Source organism: Tepidibacillus decaturensis (genome assembly GCF_001561915.1).
GTDB lineage: Bacteria > Bacillota > Bacilli > Tepidibacillales > Tepidibacillaceae > Tepidibacillus_B > Tepidibacillus_B infernus.
The window spans coordinates 889227-903527 of sequence record NZ_LSKU01000001.1 but is presented as its reverse complement, the minus strand read 5'-3'; the positions used below and the strand labels follow the sequence as shown (position 1 = coordinate 903527).

Annotated in this window: 15 protein-coding genes and 2 pseudogenes; 1 reads left to right on the top strand and 16 read right to left on the bottom strand. The window is 35.3% G+C overall.

The window, feature by feature from the left end:
- Positions 1-60: 60 nt before the first annotated feature.
- The 12 genes and pseudogenes from U473_RS04380 to U473_RS04325 all read right to left on the bottom strand — a co-directional run bounded on the left by U473_RS04380 (position 61) and on the right by U473_RS04325 (position 11230).
- Positions 61-1227, bottom strand: coding sequence for a D-alanyl-D-alanine carboxypeptidase family protein (locus U473_RS04380; RefSeq protein ID WP_068723744.1), 1167 nt, complete (start codon positions 1225-1227; stop codon positions 61-63).
- Positions 1228-1306: 79 nt separating this feature from the next.
- Positions 1307-2634 (bottom strand): annotated as a pseudogene (locus U473_RS04375) (pyrimidine-nucleoside phosphorylase).
- Positions 2631-3461: a purine-nucleoside phosphorylase gene (locus tag U473_RS04370; RefSeq protein ID WP_068723742.1), complete on the bottom strand. Its 831-nt coding sequence runs from the start codon at positions 3459-3461 to the stop codon at positions 2631-2633. The pseudogene U473_RS04375 and the gene U473_RS04370 overlap by 4 nt, the downstream one beginning before the upstream one ends.
- A 13-nt stretch (positions 3462-3474) precedes the next feature.
- Positions 3475-4275 (bottom strand): purine-nucleoside phosphorylase, encoded by an 801-nt coding sequence (locus U473_RS04365; protein WP_407701947.1) that lies wholly within the window; start codon positions 4273-4275, stop codon positions 3475-3477.
- 33 nt (positions 4276-4308) lie between these two features.
- Positions 4309-5484: a phosphopentomutase gene (gene deoB / locus U473_RS04360; RefSeq protein ID WP_068723737.1), complete on the bottom strand. Its 1176-nt coding sequence runs from the start codon at positions 5482-5484 to the stop codon at positions 4309-4311.
- 179 nt (positions 5485-5663) lie between these two features.
- A pseudogene (gene xerD / locus U473_RS04355) lies at positions 5664-6553 on the bottom strand (site-specific tyrosine recombinase XerD).
- Positions 6554-6665: 112 nt separating this feature from the next.
- Positions 6666-6905: a DUF4227 family protein gene (locus U473_RS04350; RefSeq protein ID WP_068723734.1), complete on the bottom strand. Its 240-nt coding sequence runs from the start codon at positions 6903-6905 to the stop codon at positions 6666-6668.
- A gap of 146 nt (positions 6906-7051) precedes the next feature.
- Positions 7052-8170, bottom strand: a complete 1119-nt coding sequence (gene ald, locus U473_RS04345) for an alanine dehydrogenase (RefSeq protein ID WP_068723731.1) — start codon at positions 8168-8170, stop codon at positions 7052-7054.
- 44 nt (positions 8171-8214) lie between these two features.
- Positions 8215-8736 carry a ferric iron uptake transcriptional regulator gene (fur, locus tag U473_RS04340; RefSeq protein ID WP_068723729.1) on the bottom strand — a complete coding sequence of 174 codons (522 nt, stop codon included), beginning with the start codon at positions 8734-8736 and terminating at the stop codon, positions 8215-8217.
- A 75-nt stretch (positions 8737-8811) separates the two neighbouring features.
- Entirely contained in the window at positions 8812-9456 is a 645-nt protein-coding gene (spoIIM, locus tag U473_RS04335; RefSeq protein WP_068723727.1) for a stage II sporulation protein M, read from the bottom strand.
- Positions 9457-9518: 62 nt separating this feature from the next.
- A complete protein-coding gene (locus tag U473_RS04330; protein WP_068727459.1) occupies positions 9519-10679 on the bottom strand; it encodes an endonuclease Q family protein in 1161 nt (386 codons plus the stop codon).
- A gap of 5 nt (positions 10680-10684) precedes the next feature.
- Positions 10685-11230, bottom strand: coding sequence for an NUDIX hydrolase (locus tag U473_RS04325; protein WP_068723725.1), 546 nt, complete (start codon positions 11228-11230; stop codon positions 10685-10687).
- A gap of 97 nt (positions 11231-11327) precedes the next feature.
- Here U473_RS04325 and mciZ point away from each other — a divergent pair, with 97 nt between their 5' ends.
- Positions 11328-11456: a Z-ring formation inhibitor MciZ gene (gene mciZ / locus U473_RS14165; RefSeq protein WP_082732371.1), complete on the top strand. Its 129-nt coding sequence runs from the start codon at positions 11328-11330 to the stop codon at positions 11454-11456.
- Here mciZ and U473_RS15365 read toward each other — a convergent pair.
- From U473_RS15365 to U473_RS04310, 4 genes are all read right to left on the bottom strand, one after another.
- A complete protein-coding gene (locus U473_RS15365) occupies positions 11453-12076 on the bottom strand; it encodes a DUF3866 family protein (protein ID WP_082732370.1) in 624 nt (207 codons plus the stop codon). The two genes, mciZ and U473_RS15365, sit on opposite strands and share 4 nt — an antisense overlap.
- A 14-nt stretch (positions 12077-12090) precedes the next feature.
- Positions 12091-12543 (bottom strand): DUF3866 family protein, encoded by a 453-nt coding sequence (locus tag U473_RS15360; protein ID WP_082732369.1) that lies wholly within the window; start codon positions 12541-12543, stop codon positions 12091-12093.
- 422 nt (positions 12544-12965) lie between these two features.
- Positions 12966-14078 (bottom strand): M20/M25/M40 family metallo-hydrolase, encoded by a 1113-nt coding sequence (locus tag U473_RS04315; RefSeq protein WP_068723722.1) that lies wholly within the window; start codon positions 14076-14078, stop codon positions 12966-12968.
- Positions 14079-14100: 22 nt separating this feature from the next.
- Complete coding sequence (locus U473_RS04310) at positions 14101-14295, bottom strand: hypothetical protein (RefSeq protein ID WP_068723720.1); 195 nt, start codon at positions 14293-14295, stop codon at positions 14101-14103.
- Positions 14296-14301: the final 6 nt, after the last annotated feature.

Here is a 14301-nt window from a genome sequence, read left to right as displayed (position 1 = left end):
GAGAAGCCTTGTCAAAATGCAGCATCTCGATGTCGAAATAAATCAGTATATGTTATCTTTTTATTGGTTTAAAAACAAGTGTTCCTTGACAACTTTTTTAATTAAATGATATAAATTTGCTTTAGAAATATCAGTAGATGATTCTAAAGAGATAGATTGCACTATTTTCCCATTTCGAATGATCTCCAACGCTCCAAGAATATCACCTTGCTTAATAGGTGCTTGAATTTGCTCTTTTATTTTTATGATTTGTTCATAATCTTCTATTTTTTCCCCTTTTTTCATAAGTATACTTATTTGGTGAGGAGCAACTAGTTGAACTTCGTGTTCTTTTCCTTTGCTTACTTCCACTTTCGTTATCATTTGATTTTTTTGGTAGATCACCTCGTTTTTATATTGACTAAAAGCAAAGTCTAATAATTGAGATATCTCTTTATTTCTTGTCTTCGTATTTGGCTCACCCATCACAACGGCGATCACCCTTAGTGATCCTCGTTTTGCCGTTGCGGACAAACAATACTTTGCTTCACTAGTGTATCCTGTTTTTAATCCATCGGCCCCTTCGTAAAACCGAACTAAACGATTTGTATTGACTAACCAAAAGGGATTATCTGTATCTTTCCTTAAATAATCCTCATATATCCCGGTAAATTCCGTGATTTTTTCATATTTTAATAGCTCTCTTGACATGATCGCAATGTCATATGCAGAAGTATAATGATCATTTTCTGGAAGACCATTGGAATTTACAAAATGTGTATTCTTAAGCCCCAGTTCTTCTACTTTTTTGTTCATCATATGAACAAAACCCTCTTCAGATCCAGCAATATATTCAGCCATAGCAACAGAAGCATCATTACCAGATGCAATCGCAATTCCTTTTAATAAATCTTTGACGGTCATCTCTTCGCCAACTTCTAAGAAGATTTGGGAACCGCCCATTGAAGCAGCATTTTCACTCACTCTGACTTTATCATCCAATGCAATTTTACCTTGATCTAATGCCTCCATGATCAAAAGCATAGTCATGATTTTTGTAATACTTGCCGGTGGCAACCGATCATGACTATTTTTTTCATACAAAATTGTACCTGTGTCTTGATCAATTAGTATGGCTGAACGTGCGTTTGGGGTCAAGTTTACTTCTTCAGCATTTACAATAGGGATGGAAAGTAAAGAAAAGAGTAGTAGATGGATTACTCCTAATATCCAAATTTTTTTCAACATAAAATGTAGTCCCTCCTTTAATCATAGTCTTATTTTTCACAGATTAAGGGGAATTATTCCAATTACAAAAAAAGATGGCTTAATGCCACCTTTGTATCCCATTTTTACTAACAATTCCATATATAAGCGGAACATCTTCTATTTTTTCTTCTTTTATCGTGTAGGCTTGAAGTACTTTTTCTGTGACTTCTGCAATATTTTTTTCGTCATTTACATGTAAAGTAGCTAAAACCCCACCTTTACTTACATAATCATTCACTTTTTTATGTAATACGATGCCTACCGATAAATCAATCTTAGATTCTTTGGTTTCTCGCCCTGCTCCCAACATCATTGCACTGATTCCTATTTCTTCTGCATCAATATGATGAATATAACCACTTTCTAGAGCTGTTACTTCAATTTTAGATTTTGCTTGTGGTAATCGTTCAGGATGTTCTATCAATTCTGGGTTACCACCTTGCCTACTCACAAATTCTTTTAAAGTTTCTAATGCTTTTCCAGATTGAATAAGCTCCTTCAGTGTCTGATAAGCATTGTCGGTATCTTTTGCCTTTCCACCTAAAACTAACATATGAGAACCTAGTACTAAACACAATTCTTCAAGATCTTTTGGCCCATTTCCTTTTAAAGTATCAATCGCTTCTTTGACTTCTAATGCATTACCTACGGCAAAACCTAAGGGTTGGTCCATATTGCTTACAATAGCCACAGTATTTCGGCCAGTTTGTGTACCGATATCAACCAACGCTTTTGCAAGTTCAAACGACTTATCTGGTGTTTTCATAAAAGCACCTTCACCCGTTTTTACATCTAAAACGATCGCATTAGCCCCAGCAGCTATCTTCTTACTCATGATCGAACTAGCAATAAGTGGGATTGAATCAACGGTAGCAGTTACATCTCTTAATGAATAAAGCCTTTTATCAGCGGGTGTTAAATTTGAGGTCTGACCAATAACGGCAAGTTTAATCTCATTTACTTGTTTAATAAATTCCTCATTACTTAATTCAACATGAAAACCTTCAATAGACTCTAATTTATCGATGGTTCCACCTGTATGTCCCAATCCTCTGCCTGACATCTTGGCCACAGGAACTCCCGCAGTTGCAACCAAAGGCCCAAGCACTAGCGTTGTCGTATCACCTACACCACCTGTGCTATGTTTATCAACTTTAATTCCCTCAATTGCTGTTAAATCAATTTGTTCACCAGATTGAACCATCGCCATGGTTAAATCAGTAATTTCTCTATCATTCATCCCTTTAAAAAAAATACTCATCGTCAAAGCAGACATTTGATAATCGGGGATATTTCCCTGAGTATAACCTTCAATAATAAACTGAATCTCTTCTGTTGTAAGATTATTTCCATCCCTTTTTTTTGAATTAAATCAACCATTCTCATGCTAAATCCACCTCATAGAGGATTCCTCTTACAAGCTCAATAAATTTCGTCTTGCTCTTTTCCGCAACTGCCATCACTTGCTCGTGGGTCAATGGTTCTAATTCTTCACCAATTGCCATATCAGTAATAAGTGAAATACCTAATACCCTCATTTTTGCATGATTAGCAACAATGACTTCGGGAACTGTGGACATTCCAACTGTATCTGCACCCAGTCGAGCTAACATCTTCAGTTCGGCAGGAGTCATATAGTTTGGACCGCTGATCGCAACATAAACGCCGTTTTGTATTTTTATTCCTTTATCTAAAGCAACCTTTTGCGCTAATTGAATGAGTTCATAATCATAAGCTCTTGACATATCAGGAAATCTAGGACCAAATTCATTCATGTTTGGACCGATGAGCGGGTTTGCTCCAGTAAAGTTAATATGATCGTTAATAATCATTAAATCACCTGGTGCAAATGCTTTGTTCATTCCGCCACAAGCATTGGTAACAAATAACATTTTTACCCCTAATGCTTTCATTACGTAAACAGGAAAAGTAACCTCACTCATTGTATAACCTTCATAATAATGGAATCTTCCCTGCATCGCTACAACTCTTTTTCCCTCAAGTGTTCCAATGACAAGTTGTCCTTTATGCCCTTCTACAGTTGATACTGGAAAATGCGGTATTTCATGATAGGGTATTTTTACTTCATTTTCAATTTTGTCAGCTAATTCTCCTAGCCCAGAACCTAAAATCAATCCAATTTCTGGTGCTTCTTTTAATTTAGAAAAGATATAATCCTTAGCTTCATTAATTTTATTAAATTTATTATCCATAAAAACTCCCCCTTTAAATGGTCCCTATAATTTGTCTAACTAAATTTAAAAACTTCGATTGTACAAGTTTGGTCGTTTCAATTACTTCATCGTGTGAAAGAGGTTGAGGCAATATTCCTGCAGCCATATTGGTAATACAAGAAATGCCTAAAACTTCTATACCTGAATGTCTAGCAACAATCACCTCAGGAACAGTGGACATTCCCACTGCATCACTACCCATTGTCCGTAACATTCTTACCTCAGCTGGTGTTTCATAGGTTGGACCAGTTAGTCCCACGTAAACTCCACTTTTTAGGTCAATTTGTAACTGATCTGCAACGCTTTTTGCTTTCTCGATTAACACTTCAGAATAAGCTGTAGACATATCGGGAAATCTTACACCTAATTCGTTTTCATTAGGTCCAATTAGCGGGTTATTAAACATAAAGTTGATATGATCCTCAATGATCATTAGATCCCCTGGTTTAAATGAAAGATTGATCCCACCCGCAGCATTGGTAACAAGAAGTTTTTGTACACCTAATTCTTTCATTACTCTTACTGGAAAAGTAACCTCTTGCATTGAATATCCTTCATAGAAGTGAAATCTACCTTGCATGGCAATAACAGATTTACCAGCTAATTTACCAATAACTAATTGGCCTTTATGGCCTTCTACAGTAGATACTGGAAAGTGAGGGATTTCTGAATAGGGTATTTGAACAGCTTCTTCGATTTCATCAGCTAGCACACCAAGACCTGAACCCAAAATCAAGCCAATCTCAGGTTGGATATTGACCTTCTTTAATATCCATTCTGAAGAATCCTTTATTTTTAGCTTTAAACTCAATCTGATTTCCTCCCCTTACTTTAGATCATCTAAAAAACTAATACCATGTTCAGGTAATTGAACGCCAAAGTTGTCTGCAACTGTAGCTCCAACATCTGCAAATGTTTTTCGAATCCCTAAATTGATACCACCTTTTAGTAATTTACTATAAACTAACAATGGAACATATTCACGTGTATGATCTGTACCTGTATGTGTAGGGTCATTTCCATGGTCGGCAGTAATGATAAGTAAATCATCATCTTGAAGTGCATCTATCAATTCTGGTAATCTTTGATCAAATTCTTCAATCGCTTTTCCATAACCTATAGGATCACGACGATGTCCATATAACATATCAAAATCAACTAAATTGGTAAAAATCAAACCATTAAAGTCTGTTTTTAATCCCTCAATCGTTTTATCTACACCATCCATATTTGACTTTGACTTAAGCGCTTTCGTAACTCCTTCATTTGCATAAATGTCAGCAATTTTCCCGACTGCAATGGAGTCAAATCCATTTTCAACTAAGTGATTCATAACTGTTTTGGCTGGTGGTTTTACTGAATAATCTTTTCGATTTGGTGTTCTTTTAAAAGAACCAGGAGAACCAATAAATGGTCTAGCAATCACTCGCCCCACCGCATATTCGTCATTTAAAGTCATTTCTCTAGCTATTTCACATATTTGATAAAGTTCATTTAATGGGACAACATCTTCATGAGCAGCTATTTGAAACACACTATCTGCAGATGTGTAAACAATAACAGCTCCTGTCTTCATTTGTTCTTCTCCTAATTCTTCAATAATCTCTGTACCTGAAGCAGGCTTATTACCAATTACTTTTCTACCTATTTTTTCTTCAAAGGCTTTAATTAGAGAATTTGGAAATCCATTAGGATACGTTTTAAAAGGGATATTTACTTTTAAACCCATAATTTCCCAATGGCCAGTCATGGTGTCTTTACCTACTGAAACTTCCTTCATCTTCCCAAAAGCAGCAATAGGGTCTTCAATGTTGTTTACACCTTTTATTGGGTAAATATTCCCCAAACCCATTTTTTCTAGATGAGGAATGATTAGTCCATTTATTTTATCAGCAATGTGAGCAAAGGTGTTGGTCCCTTGATCTCCAAATTTTTCAGCATCAGGTAACTCCCCAATTCCTAAACTATCAAGAACAATTAAAGAAATTCGTTTAAATTTCATTTCATAATCCCTCCTATATTTTTTCTTTTTAGTATCACCAAAGATATAAATTTACTACAACAAAATTTAAATGATCAAATCTTTGGCAGTTGACTGATGTCAGACAACATCAAGAGAAAGAAAAGGTACAAATCGTACCCATTGCATCAAACCTAAAAAAAAGTTGAATCACCTTTTTTTCACGCCCTAGGATGGGCTTTAGAATAAACCTCTTTTAGACGTGATTTCGTAAGATGTGTATAGATCTGTGTCGTAGAGATATCTGCATGGCCTAACATTTCTTGAACAGATCTTAAATCAGCCCCATTTTCTAATAAATGTGTAGCGAAAGAGTGTCTAAGTGTATGAGGTGTTATTTCAACCTCTATTGAGGCTAGTTTAGCATATTTTTTTATAATTTTCCAGAATCCTTGCCTTGACAAACGTTTTCCATGGTGGTTTAAGAAAAGTGCATTTTCTGTTGGTTTTTTTGAAGCATCTTTCGACTTCGATTCACATAGTATTGAATACTTTCTATGGCTAGGCTACCAATGGGAACAATTCGTTCTTTTGAACCCTTACCAAAACATTTGACAAATCCCATATTTAAATTCAAATCTTCTATATTTAAAGAAACTAACTCAGAAACACGAATTCCAGTTGCATAAAGGAGCTCTAACATGGCCTTATCCCTGACTCCTGTTAACGTTGAGATATTTGGCATTTGTAACAATTGTTCTACCTGTTTGACAGTAAGAACTTTTGGCAAACGCTTATCGATTTTTGGAGATTCTAAATTTTGCGATGGATCCTTTTGAATAAAATGATCTCTCATAAGAAATTGATAAAAAGAACGAATAGAGGCCAAATTTCTTGAGATCGTCGATGTTGCTCTGCCTTTATTTTTTAGATCTATGAGATAAGACATAATATGGGCACGATTCGTTTTCTCGATAGGTACATGCTGATAAAATTGTTTAAGAAATGTATGGTAGGATTGCAAATCTCTATGATAAGATTCTAGTGTATTTTGAGCGAGACCTTTCTCTACCATTAGATAGTGAATAAATTCTTCGATTCTCTTTTCCATACCAAACATTTCTCCCTTAAATTAAACTTTCTTCTCATTACTTATTTATTCTACTATTCAACATCTTTTGATTAACTCCTTCTTTCTTTTTATGGAAAATATTTTATGGGAATTATTCACCTAACCAATAAAATAACTTTAAGCGATCGATTACATCTTCCGAGTTTTGTATTTCGGTTCCATTCCCCATATCAATGACCTTGACCGCTCGACCAGATGGTTCTTTAAACTGATCGATCGGTTGAATCCAATCAGAAAGAACTAGTAAGAATTGGTATAAAAATAATGTTAGTAAAAAAAAGAAGATAAACAATATCATCCATTCTAGAATTCTTTTTAAAATAATGAACATGATGATACCCCCAATTTATCTAGTACACTTGTAAACATACGTATAATAAATTATGAGAACCTATAAATAAATATGATAAAAGTAGGCTACTACAGTTGAGCAGCCTACTCTTATTTTTGATCTATTAGATTTAATTATTCAATCCTTTAATTTAATACATGCTCCAATGGAACATAGGGTAGGTTTAGAGCTTTAGCAACAGCCTCGTATGTGATTCGGCCATGAATGACGTTAACTCCCTTTGCTAATGTTCGATTATCACGAATCGCTTTTTCATATCCTTTATTGGCAATTTGTAATGCATATGGAACCGTTACATTCGTTAAAGCTAGTGTTGATGTTCTTGCTACTGCTCCAGGCATATTTGCTACAGCGTAGTGAACTACTCCATGTTTTACATAGGTTGGTTCACTGTGAGTGGTTACGCGATCAATCGTTTCAATCGAACCTCCTTGGTCGATTGCCACATCAACAATGACTGAACCAGGGCTCATTGTTTTAACCATTTCTTCTGAAACTAATTTTGGTGCCCTTGCCCCAGGTATCAATACGGCTCCAACTAATAGGTCAGCTTTTTTGACTGCTTGAGCTATGTTATAAGAGTTAGACATTACAGTATTGATTCGACCATGGAAAATATCATCCAAATAGCGTAAACGGTCAGGATTAAGATCGATGATCGTTACATTTGCTCCCGAACCAATCGCCATTTTTGCAGCGTTAGTTCCTACAATCCCACCACCAATGATAACGACTTCTGCTGGATGAACACCAGGTACTCCTCCAAGTAGAATTCCTTTTCCACCTTGTGGCTTTTCTAAAAATTGAGCCCCAATTTGGATAGACATTCTTCCTGCGACTTCACTCATCGGCATTAATAGTGGAAGAGATCCATTATCTAATTGTACTGTTTCATAAGCAATGGCAACCACTCCATTGTCCACTAAGGCTTTTGTTAATTCTGGCTCTGGAGCTAAATGTAGGTATGTAAACAAGATAAGTCCTTCACGGAAATATTGATATTCTGAAGGTAATGGTTCTTTTACTTTCATAATCATATCGGATTTATCCCATACTTCTTTAGCTGAATCAGTAATATTTGCTCCGACAGACAAATAGTCCTCATCAACGAAACCGCTTCCAACCCCTGCATTGGTTTCCACATACACTTCGTGGCCTGCTAAGCGTAGAGCTTGTACTCCTGCTGGGGTAATCGCTACGCGATTTTCATTGTTTTTAATCTCTTTAGGTATTCCAACTCTCATCTTATGTTCCTCCTACAAAAATAACATTTTGTATATTTTATATATTACCACTTTATTGATAAAAGGGATATAGATAAAAATAAATCACGAATTTTACAGAAAATTCGCGATTTATAGATTATCCTTTTCTTTTTTTGGCATTCTTTACAAATCCCATGAAAGATTAATCGATGATCAACAATTTTAAATTGGAATCGATTTTCTACACGTTCTTCAATTGGGTCTAGCCAATCCTCGTTAATTTCATCCACTTTACCACAATTCACACAAACAAGATGGTGATGATGATGTTCAGCCTCTTCAGATCGGAATTCGTACCTTGTTACATTGTCACCAAAATTTAACTTTTGTGTAATATTTAACTCAGATAGTAATTCTAATGTTCGATAAACGGTTGCTAAACCAATGTCTTGTACTTTTTCCTTTACCAAAAGAAATATATCTTCAGCACTTAAATGATCTTCTTCATTCTCTAATAAAACTCTTACGGTAGCTTCTCGTTGTGGAGTTAATTTAAAATTATATGAATGAAGCTGTTGTTTTATTTTTTCGATACGTTCTTCCATAACGTATCACCTCCTAACAGCATCTAACCTGATTATAGTGAGGAGAATATGAAAAGTCAATGTAAATGATAATCATTAACGCACTAAAAAAGTCGTAACACTTTTCATCAACCATGGTGAAACATAACTTTCAAAACCAGAGGCAAATATAAGAACACCACCTAAAATCAGCATTAAAAAGGAATAAGAAATAAAAGGTTGTTGATATTGGCGTATTCTATTTTGACCTCTTGCTCTAATCAGTGACAAGGAAAAACTAATCCCTGCTACACCTGCAATAATGATAACAGGAACAATCAATAAATTTTGAGGTAAAATCGCAACAAATGAAAACAAAAATCCTTTCCATTGTAATTCGGCAATAAGAAAAGAAATCGTAAAGCCTACCATAAACCCCTTCATAAATAATAGAATTAAAATGAATGGCATACCAATAATAGATAATCCCAAAAACCATAAAAGAAAAAGGTATTTTAGATACTCAAAAACAACTTGTCTAAACGCTACTTTTGATTCCATCCATTGATCCGTTTGGTTGATCCCATGAAAAAATTTACTAATATACGTAATCATTTCTTGTTTTTGATCAGGTGATAAGGAGTGGACAATCATTGACCCAAAAATCACACCCATAATAAACAAAATAATAGCGAAAATATATAATGAAAAATGTTCTTTTACGTAATTTTGGATTCGGTAATCTATTTGTCTACCTTTCAAGAAAATCCCCCCTTGTCCAACATAGTACATTGTATGATGGACAAAAAAGGATTATGTCCCACTTATTCTAAAACTTTACCATATACGCCTCCCCCACCAACTTCCACTGACAATTTTCCTTCTCTTGCTTGAATGAGCATTTCTGCTAATTTATCTGGGATAATTGCTTGCAACTGCTCCATTGATACACGATGTAAAATATTCATTTCCGTTCCAAAATGAGAGAGTAATTTTTCTAGCGTTTTCTGCCCTAATTTAGGAATAAACTCTAAAGGAACTTGATGAATATAGTCTGGTCGCCCAGATGGATGTAATCCAGTTTGAAGATCTGCAAGCTCATCAATCCGATTAGACACTCCCTTTATTATTTTCTTGCTTCCACAGTGGTCACAATATGACTCATTCTCTACTAATTGATCACATTGAACACACCTGGTTTGATGATATTTTCCTAATTTTGGATCTAGTCCGTAGTTTTTTAAGATTTTTCTTCCATTTAAACCTTTTAAAGCCCATTTTAATTCCTTAAAAGTAGGACTTTCTATCAGGAGTTTGTTATATTCACGGCCTATTTTTTGTAATGAATGGGCGTCTGAATTTGTAATAAAAGGAAATTGGTGTAATTCTTGAATGCGATCTGCCATTTCTGTGTCCGAGCTAAGTCCTAGTTCCACTGCGTCAATTCTATTTAAATCCAATACCTCTTCCATACGATCACAACATTTTCCATATACTGATTTAAAAGGAGTAAAAATATGGGCAGGTATAAACAGGCCATTCCGATCATAAACCTCTTTTTGAAGTTCCTTTGTTTTTACATAAAGTCGCTGGGAACTAAGATTTATATTTTTCATATGCTTTTGCATCCACTTGGAAAAATCGATTATATCCGATAAAAATGGGAAAAAAGCTAGATAATGAGCCTCTCCTCTTCCTTCTTCTTTCACTTCAATTTCTGAACCCAAAAGGATGGTTAATTCTTGATACTGAAGTCCGCCTTCATCCAGCTCACCAATCAAGCCATGATTTAAATAATAAAGGATTTCTTCTTGAACTCTTGGCGAGTGACAATCGATGATTCCAATCATATCTAAGCCTTTATGATGATAAGCCTCTTTCAAGATATTGATATAGGTTAAATTCTTAGAGGCACTAATCTTAACAGGTTCCTTTTTTTCTGTCCATCCAATATGAATATGTAAATCTGCAAAAAATTCTCTCATGGTTTTTAACCTTTGTTCCTTTCTAATTGCCAATAATATATAGCCATTATCGTTTTCGCATCGATGACTTCTCCTGTTTCTATTCTTTCTAATGCCTCGTCTAGGGACAATTCAACTGTCTCGATAAACTCATCTTCATCAGGTTTTGCTTCACCTTGTTGTAAACTGTTGGCTTTGTAAAGATAAATGATTTCATCTGCGAAGCCTGGAGAAGTATAAAATTTAGTAATTTGTGTCATATTGGATGCTATATACCCTGTTTCTTCTTTTAATTCACGAATTGCACAATCTAGAGGGTTTTCGCCCTTTTCCAATTTTCCTGCCGGGATTTCCAAAATCGTTTTTTCTAGCGGTTTACGGTACTGTCTTACTAGAATGATTTTATCCTCTGGCGTTAGAGCAAGAACAGCAATAGCACCTGGATGATTGACCAACTCTCTTTTTGCTTCTTTCCCATTTGGCAAAAGGACCGTATCTACTTTTACTTGAATGATTTTCCCTTGGTAAATTTTTTCACTAGAAATCGTCTTTTCGGAATAATCGAAATACATTTTTTCACATCCTTAAAAAATGATCATAACTTGTCCATCAACATCATAAAAGTAAATTAAACGAAGTCTACTTTATTGTATCGTAGGAGGTTTTAATATGAAAGTGATTCGTACACCTCACCAATTAAAAATGATAGGAAAAGCTTGGGAAATAAGAGCTAAACTTTCAGAGCTATCTAAATCAAAATTAACTGTTCAGCAATATTTACAGCTTTTTTCCCATTAAAAATGTTGATAAAACCAATACGCGGCACTTGCAATAAAATCAAAAAATAACGGTTCTTGTTCTATCGTTCTGCCCATCGTTGCAATTGGAAAAGGGTAGGTTTTGATTATTTCCTTTACATCAGAATGGGAAATAGAAACTGGTTCTAACTGATGTTTGGGTATTGCATGTTCAGATAAACGAGAATAAACATTGGGGAAGGTTTCTTTAAGATAACTTGGAAAAGGAACAATACTTCTTGTTAAACTGATATATTTCAATGTAGATAAAGTATGGTGACTAATCCCTACATGTCTACCTCGTTGATCATTAGAACTTGCTCTCACAATTGTGATTGGTACTCCTTCTAAAGAGGATACTGCATTGATGATAATCCCCTGTTCAACCCCAGTATGGCCTAACCAACTTCCAGTTCCTACGATGCCAGGTCCCATCATCACAAGTACTACATCTGCATTGTAAATATATTTAGCCGCAATTAGTGCAGTGTAGATATTAATCGCTTCTAAATCTCCACCAAAAGCTTGGCCAATGGTTATTGTATGATCTAACCAACCTAGTTTTTTTAGTTGCAATACATGTTTACTAAAAGCAAGGGGTAATGCCGCTCCATCAGTCATAATGTAGACAATGTTTAGTCTTTTTTGACCTTTTTTTCTAATTGTCTTAGAATGGTTACGACAATGGGCAACATGCTATGCAACTCACCAATCATTACTGGCAAACCTTGCAACATTCTTGGCTTAGTAAATATATGATGATATTCACTACCTTGTTCCTCACATGAAAGAACAGAAAATTGAAGGGGTGTATATCTTAATTTCATAATATGGCCATTTGTTTGTTTCACTACTCCATTCTCATTATGGTTTAAAATCGAGAGCACATAGTCATATCCACCAGTGCCTAATTGAAGGAAAGTGGCTGTACGGTTAACCCATATTTGATCGCCAATTTGTAAAGCAGGAAAAAATTCAAGATAGTGAATGGCTACTCCTTCACCATCTGAATATTGAACCTTCAATACTTGACTTTGACCAGTTTCTTCTAAGATTTGAATTACCTTTCCTTTCCCCCAAAAAACCATTCCATTCCCTCCTATCACTCTTACCTTTCAGCTTATGTAAATGGAAAGTGTTCCATTCAGGGTTTAAAAGATTTTTACCAAGCAAAAACTAACCATTGGTAATTCATTTCTTTAACTTTTAAAAAGGAGACGATGTAGATGACCCAACCCCTTATTTCTCTCATTTCAGAGAAAGAACTAATCCCATTTACTCACCTATTAAAAGAATATGGTTATGAACAGAACATGCGCCTATTGATCATGCTTATCAAATAACAGATGAAGAGGTAATAGGTTGTTATCCCAAATCAGAGGATACTTGGGAGATTTAGATCAAACTTTTTATTCATAATGAAAACCCACAAAAGTGACGACTCCCGTTTAAAGAGTACCACGGTCACTTTTGTGGGTTTCATGAAAATTGAATTACAATTGAGGTTTTTCTAGTTTTTCTTGATTAGAGCAAGGATAAGCTCTGTTGTTTTCACTAGTTCGCTGATAGGCATTTTTTCGGAAGTGGTGTGAATGTTTTCATATCCAATCCCAAGATTGATGGTTGGAATGCCAAGACCATTAATCACATTGGCATCACTTCCTCCACCACTGGATAATAATTTTGGCGTTCTTCCGATTTCATGAATAGCTTCTATTGCTTTCTTTACAACCTGATGATCTTCTCCAAAACGAAAGGCTGGATACATGATTTCACTAGTAAAGTCTACCTTTGTAGAGAATTGATCTGCTGTTTGTTCAAAAGCCTCTTTCATATGTTGAATCTGTTTTTCTAATTTTTCATTCACTAAACTTCTTGCCTCAGCAAGAATATCTACACGGTCGCTAACGATATTTGTTGCACTTCCACCTTGAAATTTCCCTATATTTGCTGTAGTCTCATGATCAATTCGCCCAAGCTTCATCTTTGAAATAGCATGACTAGCCACTTGAATAGCACTAATCCCGTTTTCTGGATTTACGCCCGCATGAGCTGATTTCCCATAAACTGTTACTGTAATTTTGGCTTGGGTAGGGGCAGCAATAATAATATGACCAACTGGTCCATTGCTATCTAATGCATAACCGTAATCAGCTTGTAAAAGCCCTTCTTGAAGGTGTCTTGAACCTTTAAGTCCGGATTCTTCTCCAACCGTGATTAAAAATTGAATATTTCCGTGAGACAATCCATCCTCTTTAATCACAGTTATTGCTTCAAGCATTGCTGCAATTCCCGCTTTGTCATCGCTCCCCAAAATCGTCGTCCCATCAGAAACAATATAACCCCCATCAATAGATGGTTTAATTCCATTCCCAGGGGTCACTGTATCCATATGAGAAGTAAAATAAATAGTTTCACCTTTATTCTCAGTAGCTTTAAGTGAGGCGATTAAATTCCCTGCTCCATGTCCCGTCTTTTTTATAGAGTTGTCTTCCGTTACCTCTAGTCCAAGCTCCGTAATTTTCTTTTTTAAGAAATCAGCAATTTCTCTTTCGTTTCCTGATTCGCTATCAATCTTAACTAATTCCATAAATTGATTGATTAAGCGTTCTTGGTTAATCATCATTTCCCTCCAAAGATAAAATTTAACTTCTCATCCCTATCATTTTATCATGGAGGTGTTTTAAAAACCATTGTGGTCTAACGATTTCATTCTGAAAAAGCATTTTCCGTTCTTGTAGGTGTTGATGCCTACTATGTGTTCTCCATGTTGATTGATCTCTTGGCCCAGTTATAAACATTGTGGTTGGATATAAACTTTTATTTGTTTTGTTTCTCATCAATTT

Excerpts from the sequence above, each read along its gene's own strand:
- U473_RS04380 (WP_068723744.1), bottom strand. The coding sequence starts at position 1,227 with ATGTTGAAAAAAATTTGGATATTAGGAGTAATCCATCTACTACTCTTT.
- U473_RS04370 (WP_068723742.1), bottom strand. The coding sequence starts at position 3,461 with ATGGATAATAAATTTAATAAAATTAATGAAGCTAAGGATTATATCTTT.
- deoB (WP_068723737.1), bottom strand. The coding sequence starts at position 5,484 with ATGAAATTTAAACGAATTTCTTTAATTGTTCTTGATAGTTTAGGAATT.
- U473_RS04350 (WP_068723734.1), bottom strand. The coding sequence starts at position 6,905 with ATGTTCATTATTTTAAAAAGAATTCTAGAATGGATGATATTGTTTATC.
- ald (WP_068723731.1), bottom strand. The coding sequence starts at position 8,170 with ATGAGAGTTGGAATACCTAAAGAGATTAAAAACAATGAAAATCGCGTA.
- fur (WP_068723729.1), bottom strand. The coding sequence starts at position 8,736 with ATGGAAGAACGTATCGAAAAAATAAAACAACAGCTTCATTCATATAAT.
- U473_RS04330 (WP_068727459.1), bottom strand. The coding sequence starts at position 10,679 with ATGAGAGAATTTTTTGCAGATTTACATATTCATATTGGATGGACAGAA.
- U473_RS04325 (WP_068723725.1), bottom strand. The coding sequence starts at position 11,230 with ATGTATTTCGATTATTCCGAAAAGACGATTTCTAGTGAAAAAATTTAC.
- mciZ (WP_082732371.1), top strand. The coding sequence starts at position 11,328 with ATGAAAGTGATTCGTACACCTCACCAATTAAAAATGATAGGAAAAGCT.
- U473_RS15365 (WP_082732370.1), bottom strand. The coding sequence starts at position 12,076 with ATGACTGATGGAGCGGCATTACCCCTTGCTTTTAGTAAACATGTATTG.
- U473_RS15360 (WP_082732369.1), bottom strand. The coding sequence starts at position 12,543 with ATGGTTTTTTGGGGGAAAGGAAAGGTAATTCAAATCTTAGAAGAAACT.
- U473_RS04315 (WP_068723722.1), bottom strand. The coding sequence starts at position 14,078 with ATGATTAACCAAGAACGCTTAATCAATCAATTTATGGAATTAGTTAAG.
- U473_RS04310 (WP_068723720.1), bottom strand. The coding sequence starts at position 14,295 with ATGAGAAACAAAACAAATAAAAGTTTATATCCAACCACAATGTTTATA.